The 15,619-nt window shown below is 58.1% G+C and carries 18 protein-coding genes; 1 reads left to right on the top strand and 17 read right to left on the bottom strand.

Annotated elements, in window-relative coordinates:
• Nucleotides 1-17: 17 nt before the first annotated feature.
• From BUQ90_RS05800 to BUQ90_RS05725, 16 genes are read right to left on the bottom strand one after another with little or no spacing between them, the layout of a single operon-like run.
• Nucleotides 18-1,175 carry an EscU/YscU/HrcU family type III secretion system export apparatus switch protein gene (locus BUQ90_RS05800; RefSeq protein ID WP_074204117.1) on the bottom strand — a complete coding sequence of 386 codons (1,158 nt, stop codon included), beginning with the start codon at nt 1,173-1,175 and terminating at the stop codon, nt 18-20.
• The gene (gene fliR / locus BUQ90_RS05795) at nt 1,175-1,957 is read right to left on the bottom strand and encodes a flagellar biosynthetic protein FliR (protein ID WP_074204116.1); all 783 of its coding nucleotides are present in this window, start codon (nt 1,955-1,957) and stop codon (nt 1,175-1,177) included. Before fliR ends, BUQ90_RS05800 begins: the two co-directional genes overlap by 1 nt.
• Nucleotides 1,954-2,226 (bottom strand): flagellar biosynthesis protein FliQ, encoded by a 273-nt coding sequence (fliQ, locus tag BUQ90_RS05790; protein WP_074204115.1) that lies wholly within the window; start codon nt 2,224-2,226, stop codon nt 1,954-1,956. Before fliQ ends, fliR begins: the two co-directional genes overlap by 4 nt.
• 4 nt (nt 2,227-2,230) lie before the next feature.
• On the bottom strand, nt 2,231-2,998 hold the full coding sequence (fliP, locus tag BUQ90_RS05785) for a flagellar type III secretion system pore protein FliP (RefSeq protein ID WP_084192506.1): 768 nt from the start codon (nt 2,996-2,998) through the stop codon (nt 2,231-2,233).
• Nucleotides 2,985-3,299, bottom strand: coding sequence for a FliO/MopB family protein (locus BUQ90_RS05780; protein ID WP_084192505.1), 315 nt, complete (start codon nt 3,297-3,299; stop codon nt 2,985-2,987). The genes fliP and BUQ90_RS05780 overlap by 14 nt, the downstream gene beginning before the upstream one ends.
• Nucleotides 3,299-3,652 (bottom strand): flagellar motor switch protein FliN, encoded by a 354-nt coding sequence (gene fliN, locus BUQ90_RS05775; RefSeq protein WP_074204114.1) that lies wholly within the window; start codon nt 3,650-3,652, stop codon nt 3,299-3,301. Before fliN ends, BUQ90_RS05780 begins: the two co-directional genes overlap by 1 nt.
• A gap of 1 nt (nt 3,653) precedes the next feature.
• Nucleotides 3,654-4,580, bottom strand: a complete 927-nt coding sequence (locus BUQ90_RS05770; protein WP_074204113.1) for a FliM/FliN family flagellar motor switch protein — start codon at nt 4,578-4,580, stop codon at nt 3,654-3,656.
• 19 nt (nt 4,581-4,599) lie between these two features.
• Nucleotides 4,600-5,193, bottom strand: a complete 594-nt coding sequence (locus BUQ90_RS05765; RefSeq protein WP_074204112.1) for a flagellar basal body-associated FliL family protein — start codon at nt 5,191-5,193, stop codon at nt 4,600-4,602.
• A 31-nt stretch (nt 5,194-5,224) separates the two neighbouring features.
• Nucleotides 5,225-6,763: a flagellar hook-length control protein FliK gene (locus BUQ90_RS05760; protein ID WP_074204111.1), complete on the bottom strand. Its 1,539-nt coding sequence runs from the start codon at nt 6,761-6,763 to the stop codon at nt 5,225-5,227.
• A gap of 5 nt (nt 6,764-6,768) precedes the next feature.
• On the bottom strand, nt 6,769-7,188 hold the full coding sequence (locus BUQ90_RS05755; RefSeq protein WP_074204110.1) for a hypothetical protein: 420 nt from the start codon (nt 7,186-7,188) through the stop codon (nt 6,769-6,771).
• Nucleotides 7,185-8,516 carry a FliI/YscN family ATPase gene (locus BUQ90_RS05750; RefSeq protein ID WP_074204109.1) on the bottom strand — a complete coding sequence of 444 codons (1,332 nt, stop codon included), beginning with the start codon at nt 8,514-8,516 and terminating at the stop codon, nt 7,185-7,187. Before BUQ90_RS05750 ends, BUQ90_RS05755 begins: the two co-directional genes overlap by 4 nt.
• Complete coding sequence (locus BUQ90_RS05745) at nt 8,513-9,187, bottom strand: FliH/SctL family protein (protein WP_074204108.1); 675 nt, start codon at nt 9,185-9,187, stop codon at nt 8,513-8,515. Before BUQ90_RS05745 ends, BUQ90_RS05750 begins: the two co-directional genes overlap by 4 nt.
• The gene (locus BUQ90_RS05740) at nt 9,171-10,208 is read right to left on the bottom strand and encodes a flagellar motor switch protein FliG (RefSeq protein ID WP_074204107.1); all 1,038 of its coding nucleotides are present in this window, start codon (nt 10,206-10,208) and stop codon (nt 9,171-9,173) included. The genes BUQ90_RS05745 and BUQ90_RS05740 overlap by 17 nt, the downstream gene beginning before the upstream one ends.
• Nucleotides 10,201-11,928: a flagellar basal-body MS-ring/collar protein FliF gene (gene fliF, locus BUQ90_RS05735; RefSeq protein WP_074204106.1), complete on the bottom strand. Its 1,728-nt coding sequence runs from the start codon at nt 11,926-11,928 to the stop codon at nt 10,201-10,203. The genes BUQ90_RS05740 and fliF overlap by 8 nt, the downstream gene beginning before the upstream one ends.
• Before the next feature lies 1 nt (nt 11,929).
• Nucleotides 11,930-12,268 (bottom strand): flagellar hook-basal body complex protein FliE, encoded by a 339-nt coding sequence (fliE, locus tag BUQ90_RS05730; protein WP_074204105.1) that lies wholly within the window; start codon nt 12,266-12,268, stop codon nt 11,930-11,932.
• Between the two features lie 16 nt (nt 12,269-12,284).
• Nucleotides 12,285-13,556, bottom strand: a complete 1,272-nt coding sequence (locus tag BUQ90_RS05725; RefSeq protein WP_074204104.1) for a sigma-54 interaction domain-containing protein — start codon at nt 13,554-13,556, stop codon at nt 12,285-12,287.
• Nucleotides 13,557-13,920: 364 nt separating this feature from the next.
• On the opposite strand from BUQ90_RS05725, the gene BUQ90_RS05720 reads away from it, so the two are divergent.
• Nucleotides 13,921-14,736, top strand: coding sequence for a flagellin N-terminal helical domain-containing protein (locus BUQ90_RS05720; RefSeq protein WP_074204103.1), 816 nt, complete (start codon nt 13,921-13,923; stop codon nt 14,734-14,736).
• Nucleotides 14,737-14,876: 140 nt separating this feature from the next.
• Here BUQ90_RS05720 and BUQ90_RS05715 read toward each other — a convergent pair whose 3' ends face one another.
• The gene (locus tag BUQ90_RS05715) at nt 14,877-15,608 is read right to left on the bottom strand and encodes a sigma-70 family RNA polymerase sigma factor (RefSeq protein WP_074204916.1); all 732 of its coding nucleotides are present in this window, start codon (nt 15,606-15,608) and stop codon (nt 14,877-14,879) included.
• Nucleotides 15,609-15,619 lie beyond the last annotated feature (11 nt).

Below are 15,619 nucleotides of genomic sequence, written 5' to 3'. Positions count from 1 at the left end.
GGCCGCATCAGTCCGGATCAGATATCCTGATTATCCCCTGCGACCTTGCCGTCTGCATCAAACCTCACATCTTCCGGCAGATCGATATGCGGACGATCCATTTCGCTGGCCATCTGGCTGTCCATCCGGAACAGCCAGGCCAGAACTGACGCCACCGCCATGTACAGCCGTTCATCGACCGCCATGCCTTCGCGTGAGGTGAAGTAGATGGCCCTGGTCAGCTCGGGATATTGCAATACCGGAACCGTTTCGGCCTCGGCCAGCTCGCGCATGGCAAGCGCTGCCGCGCCTTTGGCTCGTGCCAGAACCACCGGTACATTGTCATATCCGCGGCGATATCTGAGAGCCACGGTGAAATGGGTCGGGTTGGCGAGAACAACCGTGGCTTCCTTGACCGCCTGACGGGCCGATGCGCTCAGGATATCCTGCTGTTTCCGGCGTATGGCGCCTTTCACTTCCGGAGAGCCCTCGGTTTCCTTGTTCTCGTCCTTGACCTCTTGCTTGGTCATTTTCAGGCGCTTGGTACGCTGGTAGATCTGCGCCGGAACGTCAATTCCAGCAATGATCGCCAGCGAGAAGGCCATGCCCATCAAGGCCAGCATCAGCAGGTTGCCGAACTCCGCAACCGACCGGTTCACTTCCTCATTGCCGAGTTGAACAATGCCCGGCAGATTGGCCCAGATCAGCCACACACCGATAGATCCCATCAACGCGACCTTTGCCAGCGATTTGGACAGTTCGATCAGGCTGTTCATGCCGAACATGCGTTTGAGCCCGGCGAGCGGGCTGAGCTTGTTCGGCTTGGGCTTCATCGCGGACCAGCGAAAGCCCAGCGAGCCCAGTGCGGCCGGTGTCGCAATTGCCGTGACAATCAACAGGCCGAATAACAGACTGAAAGACAGGAATATTTCGGACAGCAATCCCATGGTCCGTTCCCATGGATTGAAGTCATGGAAATCCCGCGGATTGATCCGCAATCCGGTGGTCAGCATCGCCTTCAGATTATCGATCATATAGGGACCGAACATGCCAAACGCCGCCGTGCCCGCCGCCACGATCATTGCCGTTCCCAGCTCCCGGGACTGCAGGACATCACCCTTTTTGGCGCTGTCGAGAAGCCTTTTGGGAGTTGGTAATTCGGTCTTTTCACCGCCGCCTGGTGGTTCCTCCGCCATTACTGCCCTCCCGCAATCAGCGCGGACTGGCCCAAACCATCCTGCAAGGCATGCATGATGCCATTGGCCATGATCGGTGCGGATATCGCCAGCAGCAACAGGCCGCCGAGCAGCGCCACGGGAAGGCCGACCGCGAACAGGTTGAGCGACGGGGCCGAGCGCGCCAGCATCGCCATGATCACCTGCACCAGAATGATAGCGCTGCCGACCGGCAAGGCGATGACCAGTCCCATGGCAAACAGCGTTCCACCAAAATTCACCAGTCCGTGAATCGATGCCGCCGACATGAAGGCGTCACCCGGCGGCAGGATGGTGTAGCTGTTGACGAGAATGGCGATGAGCATCAGATGCCCGTCCATCGCCAGCAGCAGCAAAGTCGCCACGATCGACAGGAAGTTGCCGAGTACCGGAGTTGACCGACCCGTTTGCGGGTCAATCATCATTGCAAACCCGAGCCCCATCGCATTGCTGATGACCTCACCTGCGACAAAGGAAGCAGAATAGCCGATCTGCAGCGCGAACCCGATGGCGACGCCGACCAGCACTTCGCCGGCAACAAACAGGAATCCTTCGAGGCTGATGATATTGTCGATGGGCAGATCGAGCGTCCCGCTGCTGACACCGGCCATGCCGATGGCTAGCGAGAGGATCAGACGCAGCTGGATCGGGATGGATGTGGCGGAAAAGATCGGAGCCGCCATCATCATCGCGCCCGGCCGGATCATGGCAAACAGCCAGATCCACATCTGTTCTTCGACACCGGCGAAATCGGGAGCAATCATTGCAACAAATCAGGAATGCGGTCGAATATTTCGTGGGTAAAATCGACGATCAGATAAATGATCGAACCGCCGAACAGGGCCAGCATCACCGCGACTATGATCAGCTTGGGCACAAAGGTCAGGGTCTGCTCGTTGACCGAAGTTGCCGCCTGGACCATGCCGAGCACCAGACCGGTGATCAGCGCCGGGATCAGCAGCGGCGCCGCTGCCAGCGCGGTGATCCACAGGGTTTTCTGGGCTATGCCAATGAAGAAATCGGTATGTTCCATGGCGCTACATCACAAACGAGCCGGCGAGCGATCCCATGGTCAGGGCCCAGCCGTCGACCAGGACGAACAGCAGCAGCTTGAAGGGCATCGAGATAATTGTCGGCGACAGCATCATCATCCCCAGCGCCATCAGTGTCGAGGCGACGACCAGATCAATCACCAGGAACGGCAGGAAAATGAGAAAACCGATCTGAAACGCGGTTTTGAGTTCGCTGGTGACATAGGCGGGGAGCAAGACCGAAAACGGAACATCCTCGGGGTTTTCCACGGCCGGCTCCTTCGCGAGGTCCATGAACAGCTTGAGATCGGATTCCCGGGTCTGCTTGATCATGAAGTCATGGAATACCGTGCCCGAGACCTCGATTGCGGTTTCGATCGTAATCTCATCCTGGCCATAGGGCTCAATGGCCTTCTCGTTGATCGTGCTGATCGTCGGGGCCATCACGAAGAGGGAGAGAAACAGCGCCAGTCCCACCAGCACCTGATTGGGCGGTGTCTGTTGCAGACCCAGGGCCTGGCGGAGGATGGAGAGCACGATGATGATCCGGGTGAAGCTGGTCATCATCAGAATGAGCGACGGCAATACCGTCAGCAGGCTCATCAGTATCAGGATCTGCAGCGACAAGGAGAGCGGGCGGCCTTCGCCGGCGACTTCTTCCAGCGCCTTGGTCACTGCGCCGGACGGGGTTGCCGCGGCAAGCGCAGGCGATGCCACAAAGAACGCCGCTAGCAGAGCAATGAGAAGGGGAAGAACGCTTTTAAAGTTTTTCATTGAGCATCTCCCCAAAGCTGCGGGCATCTTGCGGAGGCGTTTTTCCTCCGTTCGCTGCAGCTGTGGCGAGATGTGTGATTTGCGATCGGGTAACCGAGATCAGGACTTTCTGACCGGCAAAGTCGATAATCGACAATTTCCCGGCCGTCCCCATTGGCAAGCTTTCGATACATTTCAGTTCCCGCTCATGTGGGGCCTGCGCGACACCGGGCTGATATTTGCGGTACAGCCAGAGCGCACCGTAAATAAGTCCGGCCATCAGCGGCAGGATGATCAAAAGTTTGACAATGTAATAGGTCACTAACTACGCCTTTCGAGCCTTGCATGCGAAACATTGTTCGTCACGACCTCGACGACACGAATGCCGAACCGGTCATTGACGGTTACAACCTCTCCCTTTGCAACAAGCGTGCCATTTACCTTGATATCGAGCAGTGCGTCGGCTTCCCGGTCGAGTTCGACGACCTGACCCTCGCTGAGTTCCATGATTTTGGCGATTTTCAGCGAAACACTGCCGACTTCCACTGACAGGCGCACGGGGATATCCGCGAGGAGGCGATAATTTGCCGCTTCTGCCGGTTCCGGAAATTCCTTGCCGGTTTCTGCTTCGACCACGGCATCTTCCATTGTCGGTGCTTCGTTCATGTCACTCATGTCAGTTTCCTCGTTCCATTTTTTCAATTTGATAGGCAGCACAGCCGTCCTGTTCCCCAAGACTGCCGCGGGCAAAGACCTTCTCTCCGATAATCAGCGGAAGATTGCGGACTGGGGGGATCGGAATGATGTCCCCGGGTTTGAGCTCGGCGACCTGCGGCAGCGTCATCGTCGTGCGCGCCAGGATCGAGCGCACCGGCAAACGGACCTCGCTCATCGCCTTTTGTATTTCATATTGCCAGATCGGATTGGCTTGTTCGCCAGTTGCACCCACCGACGGCTCCAGCAAATTTTCGAGAAAACGCACCGCATCCATCGCGTAGAGCAGATCAACAACCAGAGCTTCGGCATCAGGAAGGGTGATAGAAATCGACTGTTTCAAAATACTGTCACCCGGACCGGCAAGCGCGGCATAAGCCGGGTTTCTTTCATGGCCGGTGACGTGAGTTTCAAATTCGCCATAGAGGCCCCAGGCTCTGGCAAGGGCGGAACAAAAACTGCCCGTCACCCGCTCAAACATCTGGCCTTCCATCCGCGTAAATTCGACAAATTCGCGATCGGACTTCATGTTTCCGCCCCCGTAAAAGGCGTCCACCAGCAGCGAGATCAGCTTTGGATCCACTCCCAGCATCATGCCGCCCTTGCAGGGTGGCATATGGAATTTCGTCATACCCAGAAAATCCGGCTGCGCATCGCACCAGTCCTGATAGGCGACCAGCTGTGTTTCCACCGCGGCAACCTCGGATTTTTCGCCGATCAGCGGTTCCAGAGCATCCTGTACCTGACCGGCGAACAGCTTCGCAACCCGTTCAAAACCGGGGACCATGTTGAGCTGGTCCGGCTGATGCGTGGCAAAGCAATGTACACCCTTATCACGGGATTTCGCGGCTTCTGCGCTTTCCGCCGTTTCGGGTTCTTCTGTAGTCATGGCTTCGTTTCCTGCGCGCTTACTGGACGACAAAATTGGTGAAATAGGCGTCTTCGATACCGCCAAAACCGGCTTTTTCCTGCAGCACCTCATTGATCCGCATGGCCAGTTTCTTTTGCAGCATCTGCTTGCCGATCTGGGTCTCCAGCTCCATCCGGTCCTGTTCGGCGAGGACCATCAGTACAGCCGACCGAATGGCGATTTCGTGATCCTGGATATTCTGGACCACGCGCTCGTCATAGTAGGTCGATATGGCCAGCGAGACCTGGGCAAAGCTGTTGCTGTTGCGCAGGTTCGAGGTGAAAGGCTGTTCGATCTGGTGATAGGAGACCTTGTAGGCGCTGGTCGGCGCCGCTTTCTTTGCGCCCTTCTCGTCGGCAGACGGAACATCATCGACAGTCGAACCATCCTTCAGGACGAGCTTGGGACGGTCAGGATCGACCTTTTCCTTGCCGTCATCGCCGCCCATGGCTCCGGCTGCGAACCATCCGCCGGCAGCACCACCGCCACCAACAACCAGCACGACCAGCAGCAGCATGATGATCTTCTTCATCTTGCCACCCTTGGGCTTGCCTTCTGCTTCGCCTTCTTCGGGCTTTTCCTTGTCAGCCATTATCTGTCTCCGTTTTCAATCGCTATCCGGATCACGCGTATCGCGCGCCGTTTGAGGTCTGACCGGAAGTGTTTCCGGCATGATATTGCTGTTCGGCCGGCTCATCGTCAGAGCTGCCATTTGGGCGGTTGCGGAAATTTTCTGCCTGCAGACTTTCCCGCGCTTCCCGTTCCGGGCCCTGATTCAGACCAGCCCCGATATCGAGATCCGTCAACCGTTGTCCGTGCAGCCGGAGTTCCTGTTCCAGGCGTGATTGCGACTGGATAAGGAACTGCTTCACGGATTCGGTTTCGGCCACCAGCTTGATGTCATCGCCCCGTTCTCCGCCGCGAATTTCCACATCAATGCGTCCCAGATGCTCGGGCTTCAGGGAAAAGCGGGCAATGCCTTTGGAATTGGCGATCAGGGAGATTTCCCTGGTGAGATTCTCGATAAAGGCGGAGTCAAATTCCAGCACAGCGTCCGCGGGCATCGTGCTGGCCTGAGTCATAATATCGGCGGCTTTGGTGCCGCTTGCCGAAGCAGCCGGCGAGCGGATGGCATCGACCTGCAAGCCACTGGATGCATCCGCTGTCGGCGATTGTCGCAGGCGAAGGCCAGCCATTGGACCAACCGTCGGAGCCTGAAGGCTGCTCCCGCCGGTTTTCTGAACTTCGACCGCTTCCGGATCAGCATTTTCCGGAAGTCCAAGGGCTTCCGCCAGTTTTTCCGGCTTGCCGTTCGCGGCAGCGGCCAAAGGCATGGACTGCTTCATGTTTTCCATCTGAGAAGCGGGATTTTGGAGCTTTTTGAATTCCCCGGCCAGATCCAGCCTCTCGGCCGGGGCCGTATCGCCGGATGGCTCAGCATCGGCTACCGGATCTATGGTCTGTCGCGAACCGGTCGAGGACGGCATCCGCTGCGGAACGGCGAGCGTTTGCGGTCCCGGGACAGAAGTTTTTTCGCCGCCTGTGGCTGAATCCATCACCTGGCCACCACGCGGCGAAACTGCAGGTTCGCCATCTCCGGCCGACATGTCGCTCAGCGGACTGACGATTTTGGGATCGCGGGCATCGGGCTGTTGCATCCGAGATACTGCTTCTGCTGCATCAGGGACTCCGGCCCGAGCGATGCTGGCATCTCTGAAATCGGCCATCGTACCAGGTTCAGCTCCAGCTGCTCTGGCTGTCCGGTAAGGCATGATCGGTGTTTGCGGATCAATATCCGCCAGTTTCAGCGAGCCATCATCCGCATCAGCAGGCCCGGCCATATCTCGCTGTGGAAGATGGCCTTTGGGCATCTGATCTGCCGCAAAACCGGGATACAGGACAATATTGGGCGCGGATGGCATTGCAAATGGCGCGTCCTCGGCCATCACCGGGCGTGTTGGTGATTGCTGCGCATCCTGTTCCGTTGTCCGGACAGGAGAATTGCCGTCCGTAGCGGCTTCTTCGCTCAGACTCTGTTCACCCGTTCTGGTATCAGCATTCAACATGCCTTCCGGAAAAGCAGGAACCGTGCCAACCGCCGAGGCCGCGACAGATTTGTCTGCAGACGGCATGACCATTGTTTTCAAAAAGGATATTTCCATAGCTCTTACCTCGGTTTTCTGAATCGTCTGAATGGCAGATTTGCGGCGTTCCTGCGGTCCTGCTGCTGTTCCAGGCCCGCCGCCTTGCGTTCCACAAAGCGCTGCATCACATCGCGGTCGAGATGAGCGGCAATTCTTTGCCGGTCCTGTTCCGCAGCCGCCTGCCGCGCGTCCGTGACCGCCCGTTCCACCTGCTCACCAGCGCCCAGCAGCCGGTTCCCCAGCTCCATCCGGGCGGCGAGAGATTGCGCCGCCGAACAGTCGGCATTTTCGAACATGGTCAGGCGCAAGCTGTTCAGATTGGTCGATTGCTTTTCCAGGCTCTGCACCTGGGCATCGGCCGCCATGGCGCGGCCAATTGCCGCCTTGCGCAGCGTTTCGCGGATCTTCAGAATCCGGCGCGGTGTCGACAATTGCCGTTTCATTGGCCGAATCCGGCAATCAGGTCCGCAATGCTTTCCGGCATTGAGACATAGGCCTGTGACGGCTGGCGGATAAATTCGAGCATGTCCGGACGGCGGGCAATCGCCTGGTCGATGGCGTCGTCATTGCCGGCGCGATAGGCGCCCATCAGGATCAGGTCACGATTTTCTTCATAGGTTGACCAATGCCGCCGGAAATTGATCATCGCGGCATGATGATCGTCGTCAACAATGTCGGCAGCTACGCGGCTAAGCGAACGCGCCACATCAACGGCAGGAAAAATGCCCTGCTCCGCCATCGTTCGCGACAGGATGATATGTCCGTCAACAATCGAGCGGGCGGTATCGACTACCGGGTCATCGAGATCGTCTCCATCGGCCAGCACGGTATAGAGCGCGGTGATCGAACCGCCGCTCTGGCTGTCATTGCCAGCCCGTTCCACCAGCTTCGGAATGATCGACAAGGCAGATGGCGGATAGCCTTTCATCGTCGGCGGCTCGCCAAGAGCCAGACCAATTTCGCGCTGGGCATGGGCAATCCGGGTCAGGCTGTCGATCAGCAGCAAAACTTTCTTGCCCCGGTCCCGGTAATATTCCGCAATCGCGGTCGCGCGATAGGCGGCGCGCAATCGCAATATGGGGGAATGATCCGCTGGTACGGCCACGGTGACGGTCTTGTCCGCCATCAGGCCATTCAACTTGGTTTCGACAAAGTCGCTGACTTCGCGGCCGCGTTCGCCAATCAGGCCCACGACCACAATATCCGCATCCACTCCTGCGATGATCTGGCCCATAAGCACCGACTTACCGACACCGGATCCGGCGACAACCGCAATGCGCTGGCCATATCCGGCGGTCAGCAGAGAATTGATCGCCCGAACACCGAGATCGATTTTCTCCTTGACCCGTCCGCGCCGTAAGACATTATTCTGGCGACCGGCAAGCGGCCAGTGATCGCTGGTCAGGATCGGGCCCTTGCCATCAAGGGCTTCGCCCATCGGGCCGATGATCCGGCCGAGAAGCGCGTCTCCGACCAGCGCCTGAGTGGAGATGGTGCTGGGAATGACGCGCGTGCCGTTGCGCAGCGCGACATCTTCCGAAAGCGGCACCATCATCGTCCTGGAACCCCGAAATCCGGCCACTTCCGCCATGACGGTCTTGCCATCAGCGGTCGTCAGGCGGCCGCCATAGCCGGTGGGATAGTCAAAACCGGTGACTTCCAGCAGTCCGGCATCATGAGCGACCACTTTGCCGATCTGGCGGGCCTCGGCCTTGAGATGCGACAGGCTGTCGACAAATTTTTCGGCGGCGCGGGTCTGGGCGGCGATCATGAGGCCTGTTCCATTTCATCCAGCATCGCCTGGAGTTCATCGAGCAGCGGTTGTGACCCCTGCTCAATCCAGCCGTCTCCGTGGACCAGCCGTAATGTCCCGCGCATGAGTCCGGGATCCGCGGTCACATTGACCCCGCATTCGAATTCGCCAAACAGGTTGAGGTCTTCCGGATGTACATGCAGTGTTGCATCGCGCATTCCGTCCTGGATCAGGTTACCGAGCTTTTCGGCCTGCTCCTGGAGAAATGCGGCGTCAGGCTCGACCCGGCCAATCATTTGCCGGGTCAGCGTGCTGACACATTTCAGGAGCATTTTTGTCATGACCGCATCCGATTGCGGCTTGAGTTCCAGCAACGCATTTGTCAGCCGGTCGACCTGGAGCTGATCCGCAGCCAGAGCCGCTTCCTTCAGACGTTCGCCCTCCGCGAAACCGCGTGCGTAAGCATCTGCAAGCGCCTGATCCGGGGAAACCGGCTCCGTGCCGTTTGACGGAATATCTCCATTGCCTGTTTCGGCGTGTATGGCGCCGGCAGGCGCCGAATAAAGCGGTTGAAATCCGCCATTCCGGCTCTGGATGTTCCAGACGTTCAACCGCATGATGTCTTCAACCGTTCCCATGGCAGGATCGGTGCCATTGACCTGTTCACCCTGATCAGACGAAATCGTCATCTGCGCCTCCGATCATGATCGTGCCTTCATCCGCAAGCCGCTTGGCTTCGGCGATCACGGCTTTCTGCGCGGCGATAACTTCGGATCCCGGTATCGGCCCGCGATCTTCCATTTCGTCTTCGATCGACTGAACCGCCCGGCTGGACATACAGGAGAAGATCTTGTCCTTCAGCGCCGGCTCGGCACCTTTCAGCGCCGGAATCATGACTTCATTGTCGATACTGCGCATCAATGTGCCCAGGTTCTTCACGTCAATGTTGATCAGGTCGGCGAAGACGAACATTTCATCCTCGATCGACAGCGCCGTCTGTTTTTCCCGCTTGGTCAGCAGTTTCAGGATCCGCTTGGATTCCACCTTGCCCATGTTGTTCATGATGGCCGCGGCGTCGGAGATGCCGCCCATGCTTTTCGGCAGACTGCTGCCTGCGCAGCTGCTGTAGTTGAGCAGCAGCTGCTCGAGCGTGGCAATGGCTTCCTTGCTGACGGGACGCATGGTGGCGACCCGGTAGACGATATCGTCCTGTTCCTCCTGCGGCAGAAGCTTCAGTGTGGTAGCTGCCACCTCCGCTTCCAGAAAGGACATGACCAGCGCCTTGACCTGGGGATGTTCGTCTTCAAGCATGGAGACAATTTCGGGCGGGTTCATCCATTTGAGCGGCTCGAGGCTTTCCGTATCGACCTTGGGGGGCGCAATTTCGGTCAGCATGTTCTCGGCGCGTTTTTCTCCCAGCGCTCGCGTCAGCATGCCCTGAATCTGCTCGCCGGCCTGATAGCCAACCGTGGTCCGGCCTTTGGCGCAATCGATGAAGCGGTCGAATACCTTGTTGATATCCTCGACGCCGACATCGGCCACGCTGTACATGGTCTGCCCAAGCTGTTTGACTTCTTCCGGTTCGAGCCGCGTCAGGATATCCGATGCCTCTTCTTCGGAAATCAACATCAGCAGGATCGCCGCGGCACGGGTGCCGTCCTCGGTCAGGCTTTCGGTCGCTTCGTCAGTTTGTTCCGCCGCTTCAGGCATTGGCTTCTTCCTTCGACTTGCCGCTTTCCTTCAACAGGTCCCGCACAACCAGCGTGGCGTGTTCGGGGTTCTGGCGGACAAAATTTTGAACGAGGGTCGCGCGGCTCTGGTAGTTCTGGGCCGCCATGATCATGTCGATCGTCACCGGTTCACCGGGCTTGGCTTCCAGCTGCCGGTCGAGCGCTCCGGAAATTTCCGTGGCGATCTGGCTGTTCTTTTCCTGGCGCCGTTCTTCGGCCTTTTCGGCCAGCTCTGCGCGCTTTTTCAGCAGTGGGCGACCGATGCCGAAGATCAGGGCGAGAGCGACAAACAACGCCGATATATTGCGGACGAGGAGTGCAACCCAGGAGCTTTCATACCAGGCTTCCTCAGCCGCCGGCTCGGCGGTTGGAAAGTCCCGGGACGAAATGGCCACCTGGTCGCCACGCTCTTCATCGAACCCGATCGCGCCCTTGACCAGGGACTCAATCGCAGCGAGTTCTTCGGCACTATAGGACTTGCCTTTCTTGGGGTTGCGCAGGGCAACGGCAACCGACACGCGCTTGACCGTCCCGCTCGCTTCCTTGGTAACCGAAACTTCCCGGCCCAGCTCGAAATTGCGGGCATAACGTTCGGAGGTTTTGGTCTTTTCCTTTTCTTCCAGCACTTCCGCTTCCGTTGGTGCAGGAGGCGTTTCGGTGACTTCGGTCTCCGCTGGTGGTTCGGCCGCAATCGTTCCGGGAATGCCAAAGGCCTGTTTCTGGCCGGGTTCATTGGCCCAGCTGCCATTTTCGGAACGCAGCCGTGCGCCATCGGCAGGAAAAGATTCCCGGGTCGCCTGTTTCTCGTCAAAATCGATTTCAGCCATGACTTCGGCGGCAAAATTGCCCTGACCCAGCATCGGGGTCAGCAGGGCAGCCAGGGTCCGGCGATACCGTTCCTCAACCCGCTCCTGGACACCCAGTTGTTCGGATGTGCCTTCGCCGCTGCCCATGCCAGGCCGGGACAGCAGGCGACCATTCTGGTCCGCAACCGAAACCCGTTCTGCCGAAAGACCCGGCACCGAACTGGCAACGAGATGGATGATGGCCTGCACTTCGCTGTCACCGAGACGACTTCCGCCACCCAGTTGCAACATGATCGAGGCCGCCGGTTCACTCCGGTCGCGGACAAAAATGCTTGGCGGTTCCACCGCAAGATGGACCCGGGCAGACCGGACGCTATCGAATGACTCAATTGTGCGCGCCAGATCCAGCTCGCGAGCGGTACGAAGTTTTTCAGTTTCCACGGCCCGGCTGGCGCCCATTGGCATGCTCGAAATCAGCGTGTCGCCATCGGGGGCGCTGCGCGGAAGGCCCTGTGCAGCCAGGCTGAGCTTGGCCGAATGATAGGCGTCCTCTGAAACGGTCAGCGCGCCAGTGGCATTGTCGATCTGATAGGCAATATTTGAAGTCTGCAGGGCAGCAGCAACGGCAGCCTTGTCATCATCTGGCAAACCGCGAAACAGATCGCGCTGCGGCGGCTCGCGCAATGCCAGCCAGGCCATCGCGGCCAGGCCGACAATCGCGAGAAATCCGATGAGCGGCAGAGATTTCGCTACCGCCGGTTGCGCCATGAAATCGCTGATGCGCTGCATCACTCCCGGACTGGCATAACTGCCGGAAGGTGCAGCCGCGATCGGTTGCAGATTTTGTGTGGCCGGCTGGTCGCCGGCACTGGTGGCCAGACTGAGTTCGCTCATGTTACACCGGCATGTTCATGATGTCCTTGTAGGCGGACAACAATTTGTTCCGGACCTGCAAGGTGGCTTCAAAACCGATGGATGCCTTTTGCTTGGCAAGCATCACCTGGGCGATATCGGTGGTTCGGCCGAGTTCATAATCGGTGCGCGCCGCGGCAGATTCCTGCTGCAGGCTGTTCACCTGTTCAATCGCCTCCTTCATCTGCGTACCAAAGCTGGTCACGCCTGATTTTTCGGTCTCCGGACCCTGCCCGGGCTTGCCCGCTTTCTGCAGGGCATCATTCTGCTCGATAATGGCTTTGCGCATCGCGAGCAGGTTATTGCTTCCAATGGTCGTCATCTTGCAGTGCTCCTTCTTAAGCCGCTATCTCGCGCATGTCGGCGAGCCGGTAGCGCAGGGTGCGTTCGGAAATTCCCAAAATCTTTGCGGTTTCACGGCGATTGCCGTCGGTTTTCTCGAGGGCATCAACGATCGCTTCATGTTGAACCTCCCGAGACAGGCTGTGCAGATCCTGACCCCGCATCAGTCTGGAGGAGCGGCCAGGTTCGACCGGATCCGCCCGCGGGGTTCTGGAAACCGGAGCCACCGTGAGACCAAGGTCGCTCGCCTCAATCACAGATTCGTCGCTCAGGATCGTTGCGCGCTGCAGAACATTATGCAATTCCCGGGCATTGCCGGGCCACGCATGAGCCGACAGCGCCTTCAGGGCTTCATCGGAGGGCCAGCAGAACCGGCCGGTCTTTGCCTGCATCGAAATCAGCATCGCCGCGGCGATCGCCCGAATGTCCTGACGGCGCTCCGCCAGGGCCGGAATATCGATTGGCATCACATTCAACCGCCAGTAGAGATCTTCGCGGAACCGGCCGTTTGCCACTTCGTCTTCAAAATCCCGGTTCGCCGCAGCGACGATCCGGACATCCACCTTGATCGGAGCGGTTTCGCCAACCGGAAGAATTTCGCCTTCCTGAAGCGCGCGCAGCAATTTGGCCTGCAGCATCAGCGGCAGCTCGGTAATTTCATCAAGAAACAGCGTTCCGCCATCGGCTGCCCGGAAGAGTCCTTCGGCAGCGCCGGTGGCACCGGTAAATGCACCTTTCTTGTGACCGAACAAAATCGCCTCAACCATGGTTTCGGGAAGTGCGGCACAGTTTACCGCAACGAAGGGCTGGTCTGCACGTTCGCTCTGGTTATGTACGAACTGCGCCATGCCTTCCTTGCCGACACCGGTCTGTCCCATGATCAGGACATTGGCATCACTTTTGGCAACGCGGCTGGCAAATTCCATCTGTTTCGCACTGGCAGGTTCGCCAACGGCCGGGCTATTGCCGCCACGGACCGCTTCGGAGATCAGCGCATGACCAAAGGCCATGTCTTCAAATCCGAATTCGATCCGCAGCGGCAAGCCATCATTAGCGGGGACTAATGACGGGGGACCAGCTCGGAAACCGATAATAATGTCTCTGTAAGTGGCGCGGTCCATCTCGGTATCGAGAAGCACACGCACATGATCGCTTTTCTCGCGCTTGATGTCGGCATTCACGGTCGCGTCAATCCAGGCGCCCCGCAGCCAGTCGAGCAATGTTGGCAGTTGTTCCTTTACCGCTTCGCTGATTTCGCAATTGATCATAATGTCCCCGTTCCCACTTCCATTTTGATCCAGGCGATTGGTCCGTTTGCCTGGCCCAAACCAATATGCAAAGCGCGTGCCAGTTTAAAATCGTTGTTTTTCAACAGTTTATTTTAAGGTGCCGGAGAGTGTCGGGTTTTCGACAGTTGGAAAACCGGGGCGTTCGTCGGCTTTCCGACAGAAAAAATCGCTCCCCTCATAGCCGAAACCGCCAGAAACAGCCCCCGGCAATCGGGTATTTTCCACAATTTTTCAGCTACTTGTGAATTTATCTAAAGGAAACCCCATGGTCACCGTTAACGCTTCTGAGGCCGCTTTGGATGAACTGAGCCGCCCCGACCAGTGAAGTATGAAAGGAATACCAATGACTGTAATAGGAACAAACGTGTCGGCGCTGCGTGCGTCCACCGCTTCCAACTCGGCGGAGATGAGTCTTGCAAAGTCCATCGAACGCCTGTCCACGGGACAACGTATCAACAACGCAGCTGACGATGCTGCCGGTTTGGCCGTTGCCACCCGCATGACCTCTGAAGTTCGTGGCCTGAACATGGCCATCCGGAATGCCAATGACGGCATCTCGCTGGCTCAGACCGCAGAAGGCGGCATGAACGAAATCACCAACATGCTGCAGCGTATGCGCGAACTGGCTGTTCAGTCTGCCAACGGCACACTGTCTGCTGGTGACCGGACCAACCTGCAGGCCGAAGTCGGCGAACTGATCTCCCAGATCGGTGATGTGGCTTCGCGTACCCAGTTCAACGGTGTTGCACTGCTTGACGGTACCAACGCATCGCTGGCCATTCAGACCGGCTCCAATGCTGCAGAAACGGTTTCGATTGCACTGACCGACGTTGATGCAACCGCACTGGGTGTGAACGCAACGTCTGTTGCCACGGTTGCGGATGCCAACACGGCCCTGACCACCATCGCCACCGCCCTGGATACGATTACCACGGCACAGGCTACGCTTGGTGCGTCCCAGAACCGTCTGCAGACCACGGTCAGCAACCTGACCGACCGGGTCACCAACATCACGGAATCGCGTTCGCGGATCATGGATGTGGACTTCTCGGCCGAGACCACAAATCTCGCCAAGTCGCAGATCCTGAGCCAGGCTTCCACAGCCATGCTCGCACAGGCGAACCAGAGCCAGCAGGGTGTTCTTTCCCTTTTAAGGTAAGCCCGGACGCCGAGGTGGAGGCTTCCTTCTGAGACGGTACTTGAGACCAGCCGTCCAGGAGGATCCCACCGGGCAGACGAAAAGAAACCCCCAGTCCTCCCGGGCTGGGGGTTTCTCTTTTGGGGAACAGCAAAGAAATTTTATCTGTCGTAATGACCTGCCAGCATCTCCCGCAACTTGTCGGTTGCACTTTTCTTGATCTGGCAGACCCGGCCGGCGCTGATGTCCATCGTCAGCCCGATTTCATCGAGGTTCATTTCCTCAACAAAATAGAGCTGCAATACCATCGCCTCGCGTTCCTTCAGCTTGCCGATGCACAGAGCGAGCACCTCTTTCATCTGCTTGCGTTCCAGCACGTCATCCGCCTTGTCTTCGACATCGGCAAACCACATGTTGTGATCCGAATAGACCTCATCCATCGAATCGATCGCGATATTCTGTGCCCGGTCATATTGTTCCCGGAAGGTCTCGATATCCATGTTCAGCGCCGCCGCAATTTCGATCTCCGAGGGCGCGCGGCCCAATTCCTGTGACAGCTGGTGCTCGGCTGCCTTGACCTGTTTCTGCAAGGCCATGGCCGAGCGGCAGATATTGCTGATCTTGCGGATATGATCGATCATCGCCCCGCGGATACGCATGCTTGCATAGGTGGCAAAACCATAGCCGCGGTCTTCATAATTCTGCGCAGCTTCAACCAGCGCGACCATGCCGATCTGGATCAGATCCTCCAGCTCAACCGATTTCGACATCCGGCCATGCACATGCCAGGCAATCTTGCGCACCAGCGGAATATGCCGGGTTGTCAGCTCCTCGGGTCCGGCATCGCCCGGATTGCGGTTATAGGTCAGTGACTGGGGTGGAACATGTTGCATTTCCCGCATTT

This window comes from Parasphingorhabdus marina DSM 22363 (assembly GCF_900128895.1).
GTDB classification, from domain to species: Bacteria; Pseudomonadota; Alphaproteobacteria; order Sphingomonadales; family Sphingomonadaceae; genus Parasphingorhabdus; species Parasphingorhabdus marina.
This window is presented reverse-complemented; position numbering and strand designations above follow the sequence as displayed.

Bases quoted from the DNA above. Each gene is read 5' to 3' on its own strand.
- BUQ90_RS05800 (WP_074204117.1), bottom strand. From the start codon at position 1,175: ATGGCGGAGGAACCACCAGGCGGCGGTGAAAAGACCGAATTACCAACT.
- fliR (WP_074204116.1), bottom strand. From the start codon at position 1,957: ATGATTGCTCCCGATTTCGCCGGTGTCGAAGAACAGATGTGGATCTGG.
- fliQ (WP_074204115.1), bottom strand. From the start codon at position 2,226: ATGGAACATACCGATTTCTTCATTGGCATAGCCCAGAAAACCCTGTGG.
- fliP (WP_084192506.1), bottom strand. From the start codon at position 2,998: ATGAAAAACTTTAAAAGCGTTCTTCCCCTTCTCATTGCTCTGCTAGCG.
- fliN (WP_074204114.1), bottom strand. From the start codon at position 3,652: ATGAGTGACATGAACGAAGCACCGACAATGGAAGATGCCGTGGTCGAA.
- BUQ90_RS05770 (WP_074204113.1), bottom strand. From the start codon at position 4,580: ATGACTACAGAAGAACCCGAAACGGCGGAAAGCGCAGAAGCCGCGAAA.
- BUQ90_RS05765 (WP_074204112.1), bottom strand. From the start codon at position 5,193: ATGGCTGACAAGGAAAAGCCCGAAGAAGGCGAAGCAGAAGGCAAGCCC.
- BUQ90_RS05760 (WP_074204111.1), bottom strand. From the start codon at position 6,763: ATGGAAATATCCTTTTTGAAAACAATGGTCATGCCGTCTGCAGACAAA.
- BUQ90_RS05755 (WP_074204110.1), bottom strand. From the start codon at position 7,188: ATGAAACGGCAATTGTCGACACCGCGCCGGATTCTGAAGATCCGCGAA.
- BUQ90_RS05750 (WP_074204109.1), bottom strand. From the start codon at position 8,516: ATGATCGCCGCCCAGACCCGCGCCGCCGAAAAATTTGTCGACAGCCTG.
- BUQ90_RS05745 (WP_074204108.1), bottom strand. From the start codon at position 9,187: ATGACGATTTCGTCTGATCAGGGTGAACAGGTCAATGGCACCGATCCT.
- BUQ90_RS05740 (WP_074204107.1), bottom strand. From the start codon at position 10,208: ATGCCTGAAGCGGCGGAACAAACTGACGAAGCGACCGAAAGCCTGACC.
- fliF (WP_074204106.1), bottom strand. From the start codon at position 11,928: ATGAGCGAACTCAGTCTGGCCACCAGTGCCGGCGACCAGCCGGCCACA.
- fliE (WP_074204105.1), bottom strand. From the start codon at position 12,268: ATGACGACCATTGGAAGCAATAACCTGCTCGCGATGCGCAAAGCCATT.
- BUQ90_RS05725 (WP_074204104.1), bottom strand. From the start codon at position 13,556: ATGATCAATTGCGAAATCAGCGAAGCGGTAAAGGAACAACTGCCAACA.
- BUQ90_RS05720 (WP_074204103.1), top strand. From the start codon at position 13,921: ATGACTGTAATAGGAACAAACGTGTCGGCGCTGCGTGCGTCCACCGCT.
- BUQ90_RS05715 (WP_074204916.1), bottom strand. From the start codon at position 15,608: ATGCAACATGTTCCACCCCAGTCACTGACCTATAACCGCAATCCGGGC.